At 71.3% G+C, this 15,912-nt stretch carries 10 protein-coding genes; 6 read left to right on the top strand and 4 right to left on the bottom strand.

Annotated elements, in window-relative coordinates; all coding sequences use genetic code 11:
• Positions 1-29: 29 nt before the first annotated feature.
• Both MNZ29_RS07365 and MNZ29_RS07370 read left to right on the top strand, forming a co-directional pair.
• Positions 30-1,037, top strand: coding sequence for a choice-of-anchor D domain-containing protein (locus tag MNZ29_RS07365; RefSeq protein WP_242336202.1), 1,008 nt, complete (start codon positions 30-32; stop codon positions 1,035-1,037).
• 296 nt (positions 1,038-1,333) lie between these two features.
• Positions 1,334-3,097, top strand: a complete 1,764-nt coding sequence (locus MNZ29_RS07370) for an MOSC and FAD-binding oxidoreductase domain-containing protein (protein WP_242336205.1) — start codon at positions 1,334-1,336, stop codon at positions 3,095-3,097.
• Between the two features lie 30 nt (positions 3,098-3,127).
• Here MNZ29_RS07370 and MNZ29_RS07375 read toward each other — a convergent pair whose 3' ends face one another.
• Entirely contained in the window at positions 3,128-6,055 is a 2,928-nt protein-coding gene (locus tag MNZ29_RS07375; protein WP_242354392.1) for a protein kinase, read from the bottom strand.
• Between MNZ29_RS07375 and MNZ29_RS07380 the strand changes: the two genes are divergently transcribed.
• Complete coding sequence (locus MNZ29_RS07380; protein ID WP_242336211.1) at positions 6,054-6,314, top strand: hypothetical protein; 261 nt, start codon at positions 6,054-6,056, stop codon at positions 6,312-6,314. The genes MNZ29_RS07375 and MNZ29_RS07380 overlap by 2 nt on opposite strands.
• A 75-nt stretch (positions 6,315-6,389) precedes the next feature.
• Here MNZ29_RS07380 and MNZ29_RS07385 read toward each other — a convergent pair whose 3' ends face one another.
• Entirely contained in the window at positions 6,390-8,759 is a 2,370-nt protein-coding gene (locus MNZ29_RS07385) for a hypothetical protein (protein WP_242336214.1), read from the bottom strand.
• A 184-nt stretch (positions 8,760-8,943) separates the two neighbouring features.
• On the bottom strand, positions 8,944-9,651 hold the full coding sequence (locus MNZ29_RS07390) for a TetR/AcrR family transcriptional regulator (RefSeq protein ID WP_242336217.1): 708 nt from the start codon (positions 9,649-9,651) through the stop codon (positions 8,944-8,946).
• 217 nt (positions 9,652-9,868) lie between these two features.
• Between MNZ29_RS07390 and nuoB the strand changes: the two genes are divergently transcribed.
• The 3 genes from nuoB to MNZ29_RS07405 all read left to right on the top strand — a co-directional run bounded on the left by nuoB (position 9,869) and on the right by MNZ29_RS07405 (position 12,653).
• The gene (gene nuoB, locus MNZ29_RS07395; protein ID WP_374109392.1) at positions 9,869-10,387 is read left to right on the top strand and encodes an NADH-quinone oxidoreductase subunit NuoB; all 519 of its coding nucleotides are present in this window, start codon (positions 9,869-9,871) and stop codon (positions 10,385-10,387) included.
• Between the two features lie 19 nt (positions 10,388-10,406).
• On the top strand, positions 10,407-11,534 hold the full coding sequence (locus MNZ29_RS07400; RefSeq protein WP_242354402.1) for an NADH-quinone oxidoreductase subunit D: 1,128 nt from the start codon (positions 10,407-10,409) through the stop codon (positions 11,532-11,534).
• A 216-nt stretch (positions 11,535-11,750) separates the two neighbouring features.
• Entirely contained in the window at positions 11,751-12,653 is a 903-nt protein-coding gene (locus MNZ29_RS07405; RefSeq protein WP_242336271.1) for a hypothetical protein, read from the top strand.
• 258 nt (positions 12,654-12,911) lie between these two features.
• On the opposite strand, the gene MNZ29_RS07410 is transcribed toward MNZ29_RS07405, so the two are convergent.
• On the bottom strand, positions 12,912-15,863 hold the full coding sequence (locus MNZ29_RS07410) for a PAS domain S-box protein (protein WP_242336224.1): 2,952 nt from the start codon (positions 15,861-15,863) through the stop codon (positions 12,912-12,914).
• Positions 15,864-15,912: the final 49 nt, after the last annotated feature.

Here is a 15,912-nt window from a genome sequence, read left to right on the forward strand (position 1 = left end):
CGGGCGAGTCGCCCGGAGAAGGGAACACGATGCACCGGATCAAGCACCTCGCCGTCGTCGCCGTACTCGCCGGGGTTGTTGCCGCGCCGCTCTCCGCGAGCGCGCTCTCCACGTACCTCTCGACGTTCAACTCCAAGTACGGGACCTCCGGCACGGCCCTCGACAGCTGCACGACCTGCCACGGCAGCGGCGGAACGAGCACGTTCAACCCGTATGGCACCGACGTGCGCGCCGGGATCGCCTCCGGCATCACGTCAGCGCTCACGGCCGCCGAGCCCAAGGACTCCGACGGCGACAAGGTCACGAACGTCGACGAGATCACCGCGCGCACGCTGCCGGGAGACGCGACGAGCTTCCCGGTCGCGCCCGCGCCGAAGATCGCGGTGGCGCCGACCTCCATCGCGTTCGGCACCGTGGCGGTCGGCAGCTCCGCCACGCAGACCGCGACCGTGTCGAACACGGGGAGCGTGGATCTCACGGTGACCTCGGTGTCGAGCTGCACCGGCACGTCCGCCGAGTTCAGCGCGTCGCCCTCGGCCTCGTTCACGGTCGCGCCCGGCGGCTCCCAGACGCTCACCGTGAAGTACGCGCCGACCGACGCGTCGGCGGACAGCGGGTGCTTCCAGATCGCGAACGACGACGCCGCGACCGGGACGGTCCAGCTCACCGTCAGCGGCACGGGCCAGAGCCAGCCGAGCGCGGTGGTGGACGTGGACGTCACCCGGTTCTCGGTGCCGAAGCGGCTCGACCTCTCGCGCGGCGGCACGGCCGCGCCGAAGGTGTCGGTCGTGAACGCCGGGACGGTCGCCGGGACCGTGGCGGTCCACGTGGAGGGCTCCGTCACCGACGCCCAGGGTGTGACGGAGATCGTGTACTCGGCCAGCCAGGACGTGACGCTCGCGCCCGCCGCCACCGCGAAGGTGTCCTTCCCCACCTACGCGCCCGCGGGGCCAGGAGTCGTCACCTGGACCGCGACGGTGGTCGACCCGGATCCCGACGCCGACGTCGCGACGGCGACGAGCAAGGTCGTGCCGTAGCAGGTCTTCGCGGATGGTGAACGAGGGGGAGGGCGCCAGCGCGGCCCCTCCCCCTCTGCTTCTCACGGCGCTGCGTCCCTTCTACCGGGCGCTTTCCGAGCGGCTCGGGTGGGTGCGGCCACCGCAGAGGAGCGCCTGGCTGCGCGCCGGCGAATCGAGCATCGGGCAGCGCGAGTCGCTCATCCCACTTACCTACCGGTCGAGCCAACCGCTACGCAGAGGAGGCGCCGCGAGTACGCCCGGCCGTCCGTTGCGTGTCGGGCGTGGTCGCGAGGAGATCGCAGGGAGGAGCTCCGGTGCCTCGATTGCTCTCGGTGAACGTCGGTCTGCCGCGCGATGTCGCCTGGTACGGGCGCATGGTCCATACCTCCGTCTGGAAGGCTCCCGTCACCGGCCGCCGCATGGTGCGGCGCCTCGACGTGGACGGGGACGCCCAGGGAGACCTCATGGGCCACGGCGGCGAGCACCGGGCCGTGCTCGTCTACCAGATCGCGTCGTATCGGTACTGGGAACGAGCGCTGGGGCGCGGTCCGTTGGACCCTGGACAGTTCGGAGAGAACTTCACGGTCGAAGGGCTCGCCGACGACGAGGTGTGCATCGGCGATCGCTACCGGATCGGAGGTGCGGTCTTCGAGGTGACGCAGCCCCGCGTGACCTGCTTCCGCGTCGGGATGCGCATGGGGGAGCCGCGCATGGCGGCCCTGCTCGTGGCCCACCACCGGCCCGGCTTCTACTTCCGCGTGATCCAGGAGGGCGAGGTCGGAGCGGGCGACGACATCATCCGCGTCGCTCGGGGCCCTGAGGAGATGACCGTCGCCGAGATCGACGCGCTCCTCTACCTGCCCGGGCACCCACCCGATCGGCTGGAGCGGGCGTTGCGCATCCCGGCGCTGAGCGCCGGATGGCAGGGGTCCTTTCGCGCGCTCCTCGCGCAGGAACGAGCGGGCGGGCCGCCGGCCGGCAATTCCGGGCTCGCACCCGACGTCGCGCCGGCGCCCGCGTGGGAGGGCTTCCGACCGATGCGCGTCGCCCGGCTGGCGCAGGAGAGCGCGAGCATCCTCTCGGTCACCCTGGAGGCCGTGGACGGATCACCGCTGGCCGTGCCGCTCCCCGGGCAGTTCGTGGTCTTGCGCGTCCGCCCGGATCCTTCCGCACCGCCGGTCGTGCGCAGCTATTCGCTCTCCGACGTCCCCAGCGCGGAGCGCTACCGCGTGAGCGTGAAGCGCGAGGTGAACGGTGTGGCGAGCGGCTACATCTTCGACCACGTCCACGCCGGCGACACGCTCGACGTGAGCGCGCCTCGCGGGAGCTTCACGCTCCGTCCTGGATGGAACGCAGTGGTGCTCGCCAGCGCGGGGGTCGGCGCCACGCCGGTGCTCGCGATGCTGCACGCGCTCGCGGCCGCGCGCACGCCACGCCACGTCTGGTGGCTGTTCGGTGCCCGCGATCGCGCGAGCCATGCCTTCGCCGCGGAGTCGCGGGCGCTCCTCCGAGCGCTCCCGAACGCCCACGCGCACGTGCGCTACAGCCGGCCCGCCCCGACCGACCGCCTGGGCGTCGATTTCGACGCGCCCGGGCACCTGACCGTCTCGGCGTTCGAGGAGCTCGGGGTACCCCACGACGCCGACTTCTACCTGTGCGGGCCCCCGGCGTTCCTCGCCGACCTGCGGGCTGGCTTCGCGGGCCAGGGCGTCGCGCCCGGCAGGATCCACACCGAGGTCTTCGGTGCCGGACCGTCCTTGACGCCTGGGATCGCTCCTGGGGCCCGCGTTCGTCCGCATCAGCCCGAGGGCCGCCCCGGTGAAGGGCCGATCGTGTCCTTTGCCCGGAGCGGGCTCGAGACGCGCTGGTGTTCGCGGTTCCAGAGCCTGCTGGAGCTCGCGGAGGCGTGCGACGTGCCCGTGCGCTGGTCCTGCCGGACGGGCGTCTGCCACAACTGCGAGAGCTTCCTCGTCTCCGGCAGCGTCCGCTACGAGCCCGAACCCGTCGAGCCGCCGGGCCCTGGCGCCGCGCTCATCTGCTGCTCGCGACCGGAGGGCGATGTGGTGCTCGACCTGTGAAGCGCGAACGACGATCGCCTTGACGCTCATTCAGTTCTCGCGGCCAAGTCCCGCCGGATCCCTGCCCTGTCGCAGGGAGTCGCGGGCGGGCGGCGCCGGGTGACACCGGACGCGCGTGCACAGCGCACGCGCCCGGGCGAGCTCCGGCAGGTCGCGGTCGGCGTTGCGCCAGTCCGAAAGGAATCTCTGCACGAGGCCGCGCGCCTCGTCCACCTGGCCCTGCCGCTCCAAAACCTCAGCGAGGAGCAGCGCCGAGCGGGGGAACATCCAGTTCTGGAACAGGACGACCGGCGAATGGTCCGTCCTGTACTGCCGCAGCGCAGCGACGGCGCATCCGAGATCGCCGTCCTCGGCGCACGCCTGTCCGAGGGCGAACGCGCAGACGAGTCGCGCCTTGAAGCGCCGTGATGCCACGAGGTCGCGGAGCATGGCGCGGCCCGTCGCTGGATCGCCGCGCGCACGCGCGGCGACTGCTCGGACGAAGGTCGCGACGGAAAGGACCTCGTCCGGGAAGACGGTGCTGCCCGGATCCGCTTGGTCGCGCGACAACGCCCCCGCGTAGCGCTCGGCCTCCGGCACGTCGCCCGCGAGCGCGAGCGCGAGCGCGGCGAGCCAATCGAGTGACGGCTGGGCGGCGACCAGCGCCCGGGCGCGCGCGCGGAGTCGCTCGGTCGGTCCATCGGCGGCGGCGATCCCGAGGGCGGCGTAGGCTGCCAGCGAGCCGCCGCGCGAGGCCTCTTCCAGGACCGCGAGCGCCTCTCTCCTGCGCCCCTGGTACGTGAGCGACACCGCGAGCCAGCCGATTCCCTTCCCGGATCGCTCGATACGCTCGCGTGCCACCCGCTCGGCCTCGACGTACTCGCCCCGGGCCAGGTGAATCGCCTCGAGCGTCGATCGACCCGGGGACAGGAGGTCCTCGCGCTTCGCAGCCTCGAGCGCACCGTCGAGATCACCGGCGGCCGCGAGGGCCAGCGCCGCCGCCCCCAGGCGACGAGGTGCCGGCGGCTGCGCGAGCCACGTACGCGCGAGCGGGAGCAGCTCCGCCTCGCGACCGAGGTCACGCAGGGCACCGACCATCTGCTCCTGTGCCGGGACGTACATGGGATCGGCCAGGAGAGCCCGTTCGAGGTACGCGAGCGCCTCCTCGGGCGAAGCCGCCACCGACGCGTACAGCGCGAGGGCCTCCTTGTCGTCGGGATGACGCTCCAGGACCTCCTTGAAGAGCGCTCGAGCATCGGCCACGCGCCGCTCCACGATCGCGTTCCAGGCGCGGATCAGCCGTGCCTCGCGCCAGGGGGCGCGGTCGGCCACCTGGATCGCCGCGGTGGCGATCGCCCCGAGCTCGCCGATGGGGGCCTTCTCCCGAGACGCCGCGGTGACGAGCGCGAAGTGGGCGAGCGCGAACTCGGGGTCGAGCTCGATCGCCTCGCGGTAAGCGTCCTGTGCGCCGGGGAGGTTCCGCTCCTCGAGCGACCTTCCCGTCGCGTAGTGCCGATACGCCTCGAGGTTCGGCGTGACGAGCCGTGCGATGGGTGCCGAGTAGGTCGAAGGACCGCGATCCCCGAGGAACTGCTGCCTCGCCCGGACCGCGAGTCGATCGACGAGCGCCAGCACCTCGGACTTGCCCCGCGCCTGTTCGCGGTGCGTGAAGAGGTACTCGTCGCGCTGCGGATCGATCGCTCGCAGCTCCACGAGGACCAGCTCGCCCATGCGGCTGACGGAGCCCACGAGCAGTCCCCCGACCCCCGCGCGCTTCGCGATCTCGCGCCCCGTCGACTCGTCGATGCGGTCCCCACCCTCGTCTCCGATCGTGCGCTGGAGGTCGCGCATGCGGCTGCGGGTGAGCACGCGCAGTCCCGGCGACTCCTGGAGCGCGGTTCCGACGAGGCCCCCCAGGCCGTCGAGATCGGGGTCCCCCGTCTCGTTCGTGAAATCGGCGACGGCGACGAGCGGCGGCCGTGCGGGAGCAAGCGACCGTGGCCCCGGAACGAACCGCCAGGCGAACACCGCAGCCGCGGCCAGGATCGACAGCGCGGCCGCAGCTCGCCGGACGGTGCGAGGCACCCTGCGGCGGACGCGAATCGTCGCCCGCCCCTGCCGCGCCTCGATCGTGCGCACGATCGGCTCGAGGGCCTGCACGACCTCCGTCGCGTCCCGCGGCCGCTTCACCGGGTCGTGCTCGAGCATCCGCTCGAGGAGCGCCATCAGCTGCGGTTCTTCCTCGATGGTGAGCCGGTGTTCCGCGGGGTCTCTGCCCGCCAGGGCGCGAAAGAGGATGGCTCCGAGCGCCCAGACGTCCGTGCGCTCGTCCTCCGGGGCCCCGCGTCGCTGCTCGGGTGCCATCCACCCCGGCGTCCCGCCCTCGATCGTCCGGCGCCTTCCGAAGATGCGGGCGAGGCCAAAGTCGAGCACCTTCACCCGACCGTCCGCGCAGAGGAACACGTTCGAGGGCTTGAGGTCGCGATGGACGACCGCATTCCGGTGGGCGTGCGCGAGGCCCTTCGCCACCTCGAGGACCATCCGCGCCGCCTCGGCCACCGGCATCGGACCGCGCTCGAGCCGGCTCGAGAGCGGCTCTCCCTCGAGCTTCTCGAAGACGAGGAAGGGTCCTGCGTCGCTCACCCCGGCATCGTGCAGGTCCACGATGTTGGGGTGTGCGAGCTGCGCGACGGCCGCGGCTTCCGCCAGCTCGGGGCCGCCCGCATCGACGCGCCGGCCGGGCCTGACGAGCTTCAGCGCGACGCGACGGTGGAGCAGTGGGTCCCTCGCCTCGAGCACCACGCCGAACCCGCCGCGCCCGAGCTCGCGCACGACCTCGAACCGGCCCACCTTCTCGCCGGGGCCGGGCGGAACGCGGGCGAGGCTGCTCGGAGCCGTGTCGCGCGCGAGCGCCTGGAGCAGGGCCGATAGGGTGAACGGCTCCGGCGACCTCGGGGCTGGCGGAGGCTCCCCGGTCATGGCGTCTGACGGAGTGTATGCCGCCCGGGAGCCGCCGGACGCGAGCCTCCCACCCGGGGTCAGGTGGACGGAGAGCACCGTCGGGCGCAAGCCGGCGCGCGCGGGACATCCGGAGGCGCAGCAGCATCCCGCGGAGCCGCACCGTCACCCGGTGCCCCGGCCCGGCGCCGCGCCCGGGGAAGCGGACGAGAGCGGACACGCCGACGTGGGGGAGCGCGACCGCGCCGAGGCGCCGCCCATCAGCGGCATCGAGGAGTGACCCGCGCGGCGGCGGGATCGCCCCGTCGCCCGGCGGCGCTCGGGGCGAGCGCCGGCCTCGCCGTGCGCATCGCGCTCAGTAGGTCCCGATGCCGATCCCGTACGGCCCGCCCGCGTCCCTGGCGCCGACCTGGAACCACGCGGTCTCGCCGGTGCGCAGCGCCACGGACGCCGATTCGGACACGCCCACGCCGCCCGCGTCCACGAGGGGAGGGCACGACGCCGGAGTGCACCCGTCGGCGCTCGGGCCCCACGCGCGGAGCACCGCATCGAACCCGGTCGGCGACACGGAGACCGTGACGGTGCCGGGCTTCGTGCCGGTCCACGTGTACTTGTAGTAGACGTCCGGACCCGTCGAGGCGCACGCCGCGAGCGGATCCGCGAACGCGAGCGAGAGGTCGTCCTTCTCGCCCACGACGATGGCCTCCGCGCCGGAGCAGAGGTCGTTCGCCGGCGGCGCGACGAAGTCGGCGCGCACCGTGTACGGACCGTCGGCCTGCCCGGAGTCGACCCAGAACGCGGTCGAGGTCCCGTCCACCTTCAGCGCCGCCACCTCGCGGCCGCCGATCCCGGTCGCGTCGACGCAGCTCGGCTCGGGCGCGCCCGAGCACGCGGGATCGAGGCGGATGACGGGATCGGAGCGGAGGGTCGAGGTCGTCGAGAACGTATCCTGCCCGGCCACGTCGAGCTTCACCGTGCCGCGTCCGGGGAGCACCGCCCGGAACGCTGCGTCGCCGCCGGAGCCCGCCGACGCGGGGCCGCAGCTCCCGCCGACGTCGTCCGCCGCCCCGCGCGTGTCGCCGACGACGCGCGCGACCGTGCTCGAGACGAGGTCGAGCGTCGTCGCGGTCGTGCACGTGTCGTTCGGGACGGGCGGATAGCTCGGCTCGCCGAGCGTGACCTGCACGTCGTAGGCGTCCGACACCGCGACCCCGACCCAGTAGTCGCCGGGCGGGAGCGCGTCGAAGCGCAGCTCGGAGACGGAGTCGCCGCCGGGGTACGGGTTCTGGTCGCAGGCGAGCGAGTCCGCCGCGGCGGTGCCGCAAGCCTTCAGCAGCGTGAGCAGCGGGCGCGACGTGGCGGTCGCGGCCGTGGCGCGGATGACGGCGGAGCGGTCGCCCAAGCTTGCCGTCGAGAAGGAGAAGAACTCGTCGCACCAGTAGGAGGTCCCTCCGCAGCCGCAGCCGCTGCCGGTCGCGTACCTCCCGTCGCCCTGCGCGGTGGCGGCGCCGGAGGCCAGGACGAGCGGCGTCGCCGCGCCGCAGGTGTCGTTCGTCGCCCAGGGCTCGACGCGGCCCTTCAGCGTGTACGGGTGGCCGTCCAGATCGTCGAGATCGCCGTGCACCACCACGGCGTACGTGCCCGCCTCGAGCGGCTGCGAGACCTGGAACCGACCGAACTCGAGCTGGCTCGACCGGATCGGGAACTGGTTGCAGGAGAACGCGTTCGTCGGCGCGGAGCAGTCGGTCTTCAGCTCGACGGTGGGGTAGTCGCCGGAGCCCGCCACGCCCGCGACCGAGAGGAGCACGTACGAGCGCTCCGGAAGGTCGAGCCGGTATGCCACCTCCGGGATGCCCCGCCCCTCGCCCGTGCACTGCTCGTCCGGCACGAACTGGTAGCGGCCGGTGAGGTCGCCCGAGACGTCGATCGCGCCGCTCGCGTCGGGCACGAGCGGGAGCGGCGCCTCGCAGCTGTTCCCCGGGGCCCCGTCGGGCGCGGCGAAGCGGAGGCGGACGGCGTAGCGCGCCGTCGCGGCGTCGGAGAAGAGCACGACGAAGTACTTGCCGGCTGGGAGGTAGCGAGGGGCGAGCGTCTTCGCCTCGGACCAGGGCGTGAACAGCGCCTCGACCACGCTCGTCGCGCAGTCCGCGCGGAGGATCCACACCCGGGAGCTGCCGATGAGGCCGTCCTGGAAGTCGGCGTCGCCCGTGAGCACCCGCGGCTCCGCGAGGTCGAACGCGAACACCGCCTGGTATCCGTCGGCGCCCGACCCGAGCACGTCCGACGTGAACGGTTTTCCCCCGAAGTCCCCCATCAGCGCGATCGGCCCGGGCAGGAGCGCGTCGATGGACGCGGCGGCGTCGCAGGTCGCGCCCGACGCCGGGCAGGAGACATTGACGTCGCACACGGTGCACGCCCCGAAGAAGCACGCGCCCGCCGTGCACGTCGAGGACGAGCACGCGGTCGAGGACGCCTTGCACACGCCCGCGCCGCTCGACAGGTCGCAGACCTGACCCGCCGGGCAGGGTCGCTCCATCGAGCACGCGCCGCCGCTCGGGACGCACTGGTTCCGCGATGGGTCGCAGAGCTGCCCCGCCGGGCACGCGCCGGACTGGCACGACACGGGACCGCCGCCTCCGCTGCCGTCGCCTCCTCCGCTGCACGCGGCGACGAGGGTGAGAGTCAGGGCGAGCGGGATCGCGGTCGCGAGACGTGGCGTGGGCATGATCGGGAGACTCCGTCGTTCACCGAACGTGCCGAGCATGCTACGCGGCGGATCGCACGGGTCAAGGAGGCGCCGTCACGGTGCGTGTGGCGTGGGGGTGCGCCGGTATCGCACTCCGCGTCCACGCGGCGCCCTGCGCATCGCGCGGCGCGGCGGGAGCGCGGCGCGGGTTCCATCGCATCGCTCACTCCGAGCGAATCGTCGCCTTCTGGCGCGAGCTCGGCGCTCGGCGCTCGCCGCGGCTTCGGGCGAGGCCCTGCATGAGCAGCTCCAGCTGGTGCTCGAGCTGCGTCCGAGCGAGGTCGGGCGTGGGGAACGCGCCGTTGAGGTAGCCAACCACCCCGAACACGTACAGCGCGAACGCATGAGTAGCCGCTTGCATGGGATCCACGGACGGCTCGATCTCGCCGCGGTCCTTCGCGCGGGCGACGAGCTCCGCGAGGCGCGCGACGAAGCCCCGCGTCAATGCGAGCACGTCGTCGCTCTCTCCCACCTCGAGGAAGAGGAGCTCCTTCATGAACACTCGAGAGAGGCGAGGGTCCCTGGCGTAGTAGGCGTAGAAACTGCCGAAGACGTGCCCGATCTGCTCCACCAGCGGCGCGTCGCCCGGCACCGACGCGAGAGCCTTCTCCTGGACGGCGGAGACCTCGTCCTTGAAGAGGTGAAACAGGAGCTCGCGCTTCTCCTTGAAGTAGAGGAAGAAGGTGCCGGCGGCGACCCCAGCCTTCGCCGCGATGGCCCGAGTCGTCGTCTCGTCGAACCCCTTCTGGACGAAGAGCGCCCGTCCCGCGCGCACGATCCGCTCGAGCTTCTGCTCCTTGTTGCGCTCCCGAAGCCCCGAGCGGGCGCCGCCGCTGGGAACGCGGCGACCGGGCCGACCACGATGATTCATGTGAACCCTCGATCCGTGCGGAACGCCTAGCGCATCGCTTCCGCTGCCGCACTTCGGCGACAGCGAGTTATCCCGGACGGGCGCCCGCACCGTCAACGGCTCTCGAGACCTTGACCGGCGCCGCGCTTCGCGTTACTGAGCATGCTCATTTCTGAGCATGCTCACATGCTCGTCGAACGCCGGTCAAGGGCGCGCCGGGCGTCGGGAGGGATCGAGAATGGCCGCTCAGCGGATGGCTCGCGGGCTCGGAGGTGACGTCGCGCTTTCCCACACGAGCCGGCTCGACGACCTCATCAACCTGGCCCGCGAGAGCTCGCTCTATTTCCTGCTCTTCGGTCTCGCGTGCTGCGGCATCGAGATCATGCAGCTCGGCGGTCCGCGGGCGGACGTGATGCGCTTCGGAGCGATCCCGCGAGCGTCGCCACGCCAGGCCGACCTCATCATCATCGCCGGCACCCTCACGTACAAGATGGCCGCGCGGGTGAAGCTCCTGTACGAGCAGATGCCGGAGCCGAAATACGTCATCTCGATGGGCTCCTGCTCGAACTGCGGCGGGCTGTTCCAGAACGCCTATTCCGTCTGCAAGGGTGTCGACAAGGTGATCCCGGTCGACGTCTACGTGCCGGGATGCCCGCCCCGGCCCGAGGCCGTCATCGAGGGCCTCCTTCGGCTGCAAGAGATCATCCGCGGCGAGCGCTGGGCCACGCGGCGCCGCCCAGCAGCTGCGTCGCGCTAGGAACCGAGAGGACATCGACATGGACGAGCGAGCGGGCCGTACCGAGTCCACCATGCTGGTCAACTTCGGCCCGCAGCACCCGGCCACGCACGGCGTCATCAACTTCCTCGTCGAGGCGGATGGCGAAGTGCTGAAGCGGGCGACCCCGGAGGTCGGGTATCTACACCGCTCGATCGAGAAGTCTGCCGAGGGAATCGGGTACGCCGCCTTCGTTCCCTTCACCGACCGGGTGGACTACCTGGCGGCGATGTTCGCCAACGAGGGCTACGCGATCGCGCTGGAGAAGCTCCTCGGCGTGGAAGTACCGTCTCGCGCGCAGTGGCTGCGTGTCATCTCCTGTGAGCTGAATAGGATCGCGAGTCACCTCGTGGCCGCAGGCACGATGGCAATGGACGTCGGCACCTTCACGGGCTTCCTGCACGGGGTGCGCGAGCGCGAGACCATCAACGATCTCATGGAAGAGCTCTGCGGCGCCCGCCTGACGTACAACTATCACCGGATCGGCGGCGTCGCGTTCGACCTGCCGACGGGGTGGAGGGACAAGGCCCTCCGGTTTCTCGACCACTTCGACAAGTTCCTCGTCGAGTTCGATCGGCTGGTCTCGTTCAACCAGATCTTCGTGAAGCGCCTCGCGAACGTGGCCGTCATCCCGGGCCCGACAGCGATCGACTACGGCCTCGTCGGGCCGAACCTGCGCGGCTCGGGGGTGGACTGGGACCTCCGCCGCGACATGCCGTATGGCGCCTACTCGCACTTCGAGTTCTCGGTGCCCGTGGGCAAGGGGTTCTGCGGCACCGTCGGCGACGCGTTCGACCGCTATTACGTTCGCTGCCTCGAGATGGCGGAGTCCTCCAGGATCGTACGCCAGGCGCTCGAGACCATTCCGGAGGGCGAGATCCGGGCCAGGGTGCCGAGGAACGTCAGACCTGACGCAGGCGAGACCTTCTCCCGGGTCGAGTCCGCACGCGGGGAGATGGCGTACTACGTCGTGTCCGACGGCTCGAACACCCCGTGGCGCGTACGCATCCGTACCGGGAGCTTCGCGGCGATGGGGATCATCGAAGCCGTATCACCCGGGCTCATGGTCGCAGACCTGGTCGCGCTCATCGCCAGTCTGGACGTGATCGCCCCCGAGATCGATCGCTGACCACGCCGCTTCCATCTCGGCGACCAACCGCGCGCTGCGCGACATCCACGCATCCCTCGATGCGCGGACCCGGCGCCCTGACGGCGCCCTGACCGAGAGTACCGCGCAGCGGACCGACCGCCCAAGGCGCGACCCTCTCCTGCGGACCTCGTCTCGTTAACGGTTCGCAACGACATGCCCCGGCGACGGCACGCTGCCTGCCTTGCCGCCATCCCCATGACTGCGCCTCGCCGCGTTCTGCCCGGGACCGTCTACCTCATCACGCGTCGTTGCTCGGAACGCCGCTTCTTCCTTCGGCCGTCCAAGATCGTCAACGAAATCTTCCTTTATGTCCTAGCGCTCGCGGCGCAACGACACGGCGTTCTCGTCCACGTCCTCTGCGTCCTCTCGAACCATGCGCACCTCATCATCACCGATCCCCAAGGACGCCTTCCGTCGTTCATGCAGTACCTCGACTCCCTCGTCGGCCGCGCGGTGAACGCCTCGCTCGGGCGCTTCGAGGGTTTCTGGGCCACCGACGGGAGCTACAGCGCGGTCGAGCCCCTCGGCGCCGAGGACGTCCTCGCGAAGGCGGCCTACGTCCTCGCGAACCCCGTCGCTGCCGGGCTCGTCCGACGCGGCGCGGAGTGGCCGGGCCTCTGGACTGCACCCGAACAGATCGGCACCACCAAGCTCATGGCCCGCAGACCGAAGATCTTCTTCGACCCCAAAGGCTACCTCCCGGAAACAGTCGAGCTCGAGCTGACGGCTCCGTCGGGCTTTTCCTCCGCGGCCGAGTTCCGCACGCTGCTCTCGGCCGCCGTCCAGGAACTCGAGCAGAAGCACCACCAGGAGAGCGCGACCAACGGCCGTCGGTTCCTCGGCGTCGGGCGGGTCCTAGCGCAGAATCCGTTTGCGCGACCACCTGCCGGCGGCGAGCCTCGCTTCGAGCTCAAGCCCCGGATTGCCGCGCGCGACAAGTGGAGAAGGATCGAGGGCCTCCTTCGCCTGAAGTCCTTCGTCCTCGAGTACCGGCACGCCTTGGTCGAATGGTGCTCGGGCTCACGGAACGTGGTCTTCCCCGCCGGCACCTACCACCTACGCGTCCTCCATGGTGTGCAGTGCGCCGGCGCTGCGTAGAACCTTTCCGCTCGATCTCACCCCCTCAGCCGTGTCGGTGCCGCGCGCGACTCACCGTGGCAGCGGTGTGCCCGCAGACAACGATCTTCGCGTGCGCGCGCGCCCAAAGCGCGTCAGATGCCCTCGCGTTTGGCGTGAGTCGCCCGGACTGCCAATCTTCCACGCCCGAGTTGGGCATCTAACGTCCTCTCGCGCCCTGTCCGTCGATGGATACTCTCGGTCGGGCTCGCTAGATGGATACTCTCGGTCGGGCTCGCGCTACTCCAGCGCCCGCTCCAGCTCGTCGGGGTTCAGTGGCTTGGCGAGATGGCCGTCGAAGCCCGCGTCCTGGGCGCGCTGCCGGTCCTCCGGCTGCGCGTACCCGGTGACCGCGACGAGCCGCGTCCCGCGGAGCGCCTCGTCGCGCCGGAGCGCGCGGGCCACCTCGTAACCGTCCAGGTCCGGGAGCCCGATGTCGCAGAGGATCACCTCCGGGCGCAGCTTCCTCGCCGCCTCGATCCCGGAGCGCCCGTCGCGCACCACCGTGACCCGGTGACCGCCCAGCTCCAGGATGTCCGCGAGGCTCTGCGCGGCGTCCAGGTTGTCCTCGACGACGAGGACCGACCGGCGTCGGCTCGGCGCGCGCGCGCCCGCCTCGCCATCGGACGCGGCGGCGGCCGCCGCGAGGGGAAGCCTGATCGCGATCTCGGTCCCGTGCCCCACCCCGTTGCTCCGGGCCTCGACACTCCCGCCATGCAGCTCGATCAAGCCCTTCACCAGCGCGAGCCCGAGGCCGAGCCCGCCCTTCGTCCTCGCCAGCGACTGCTCGGCCTGCGCGAACGGCTCGAAGACGCGCGCGAGCATCGCCGGCTCGATCCCGATCCCGTCGTCGCGCACCGTCAGCCAGGCGCTCCCGTCCCGCGCCGTCAGCGCCAGCTTCACGGAACCGCCCGATGGCGTGAACTTGACCGCGTTCTGCAGCACGTTGCCGATGACCTGCGCGACGCGCACCGGATCCGCCTCGATCCAGATCGGGGTGTGCCCGTCCTCCACCGCGAGCTCGACCTTGGCCTGCACGAACAGCGAGTGGAAATCGCTCGCGGTCTTCCGGGCGAGGTCGCGCAGGTCGAGGCGCGCCTCGTGGAGCACGATCTTGCCGCGCGAGATCCGGGTCACGTCGAGCAGGTCGTCGATGAGCCGCGTGAGGTGCTCGGTCTGGCGCGCGATGACCTCCCGGGCGCGGCGCGCCTGCTCGCTGCCCGCAGGCGCACGATCGAGCAGGTAGATGCTGTTCCGGATCGGCGCGAGCGGGTTGCGCAGCTCGTGCGAGAGCACGCCCAGGAACTCGCTCTTGCGCTGGTCGGAGTCGCGCAACGCGGACTCGGCCCGCTTGCGGTCGGTGATGTCTTGCCACACGTTCACGAAGCGCAGCTCGCCGCCAATCCGGACCGGGCGCGTGCGGACGAGCACGTTGCGGATCTCGCCGGACTTCGTCCGGTGCCTCACCTCGTACTCGGCGCCCCCTCGAGCGGTGATCTCCGTGATGTGGTTGCGGACGTCGACCGGCTGCTCCTCGGCGTCCACGTCGGCGAGGTGCAGTCGCGCGAACTCCTCGCGCGTGTAGCCGAGCTGCTCGTGCGTCTGGTCGTTGAACGCGAGGATCCGCCCCTCCGCGTCGTTGAGGACGACGCCGCTCGGCGCGAGCGTGAACAGCGAGCGGTACAGGTCCTCGCTCTCGCGCAGCGCCCGCTCGGCGTTCTTGAGGTCGGTGATCTCGACGCCCATCAGGCCGACGCCGCGCTTGCCGCCCGGAAGCTGCACCGGGAAGCACGACGAGCGCCAGTACGCGAGCTCGGCTGCCCGGCCCCGCCACGCGATCTGCGCCTCCTGGTTCAGCGCCGGCTCTCCCCTGTCGATGACCCGCCTCAGCACGGGACCGAGCTCTTCGATCAACGCCGGCGCGAGCTCCGCGACCCGCTTTCCGACGATGCTCTCGCGCGTGAGCCCGAAGTACGTGGGCGTCGTCGCGTCGGTCTTCACGTACCGGAACTCCTCGTCCGCGAGGACGAGGAGCCCGGGGGAGTTCGCGAAGAACGCGTCGAGGGCGGCCTCGGACCGCCGCAGCTCCTCCTCGGCTTGCTTCCGCTTCCGGACGTCGCGGAAGAAGATCGCGATCCCGCCGCTGCTCGTCGGGTACGCGGTCACGCTGCTCCAGAGGTCGAGCGGCGCGTAGTAGTTCTCGAACGCGACGGGGACGCGTTCCTCCATGCAGCGGTGGTACTCGCGCCACCACGGCGAATCCGGGCGCGCCGACTCCGGCCAGAGCTCCCAGTGCGTCCTCCCGACGGACTGCTCGCGAGGCGTCTTCGTGAGCTGCTCCTGGCGCGCGTTGACGCGGACCAGCCGGTACTCCGAATCCAGCTCGCAGAACGCGTCCCCCAGGTCCAGCAGCTCGGACGCGTGCCGGAGCGCGTCCTGCTTCCGCTGCTCGTCGGTGACGTCGTGGAAGATGACGCAGGCGTACTGCTCGCTCCCCTCCACCATGATGAGCGACGACGACGCCTCGACCGGGAACACCGTTCCGTCGTTGCGCCGCGCGGTGATGCGCCCGTGCGCTGCTCCCGTTCGCTCGCGCTCGGAGAGGAATGCCTCCAGCGCTGCGTCGCGGACGACGTAAGCCGCCCGACCTCGCCCGCAGACCTCGGACTCGGGCGCGCCGTACACGCGACACGCCGCCGGGTTCGCCCGCACCACCGTCCCGTCGGTCCTGGTGATGATGACGCACTCCGGACTGTGCTCGAACAACGCCGTGTAAAGGTCATCGAGGGCCGGCGCGTCCGGCTCGGTGCCCACGCGGTCGCGGCGTACGTCGTGCGTCACGTCGTGCGCCGTGATCAGCAGCCCCGTCCCCCCCTCCATCGCAACGGGATCGAGGGTGCCTTCCCACCTCGTCTCGCGCCCGTTCACGACCTGCACGTGCCGGGGGACGTCGACGCGGAGCCCCGCGCGTGCACGGGCATGCATCTCCAGCACCGTCTCGCGCGTATCGGGGAAGAGCTCGACCATGCTCTGCCCGACGACCTGCTCCTCGGTGAACCCCGTCGAGCGCAGCCACTTGGCGTTCGCGCGCAGCACCGTCCCGTCGGGTGCGACGAGGCAGAGGCCGACCTCTTCCTTCTCGAACAGCAGGTCGGTGAGGGTCCGCGATGGGGTGGTGGGCGCCACCGGCATGGCTCTGGATCCTGCGCGCAAAGAGGGAGAACTTACCACTCGCGTTCGT

Source organism: Anaeromyxobacter sp. SG64, from assembly GCF_022690745.1.
Lineage (GTDB): Bacteria > Myxococcota > Myxococcia > Myxococcales > Anaeromyxobacteraceae > Anaeromyxobacter > Anaeromyxobacter soli.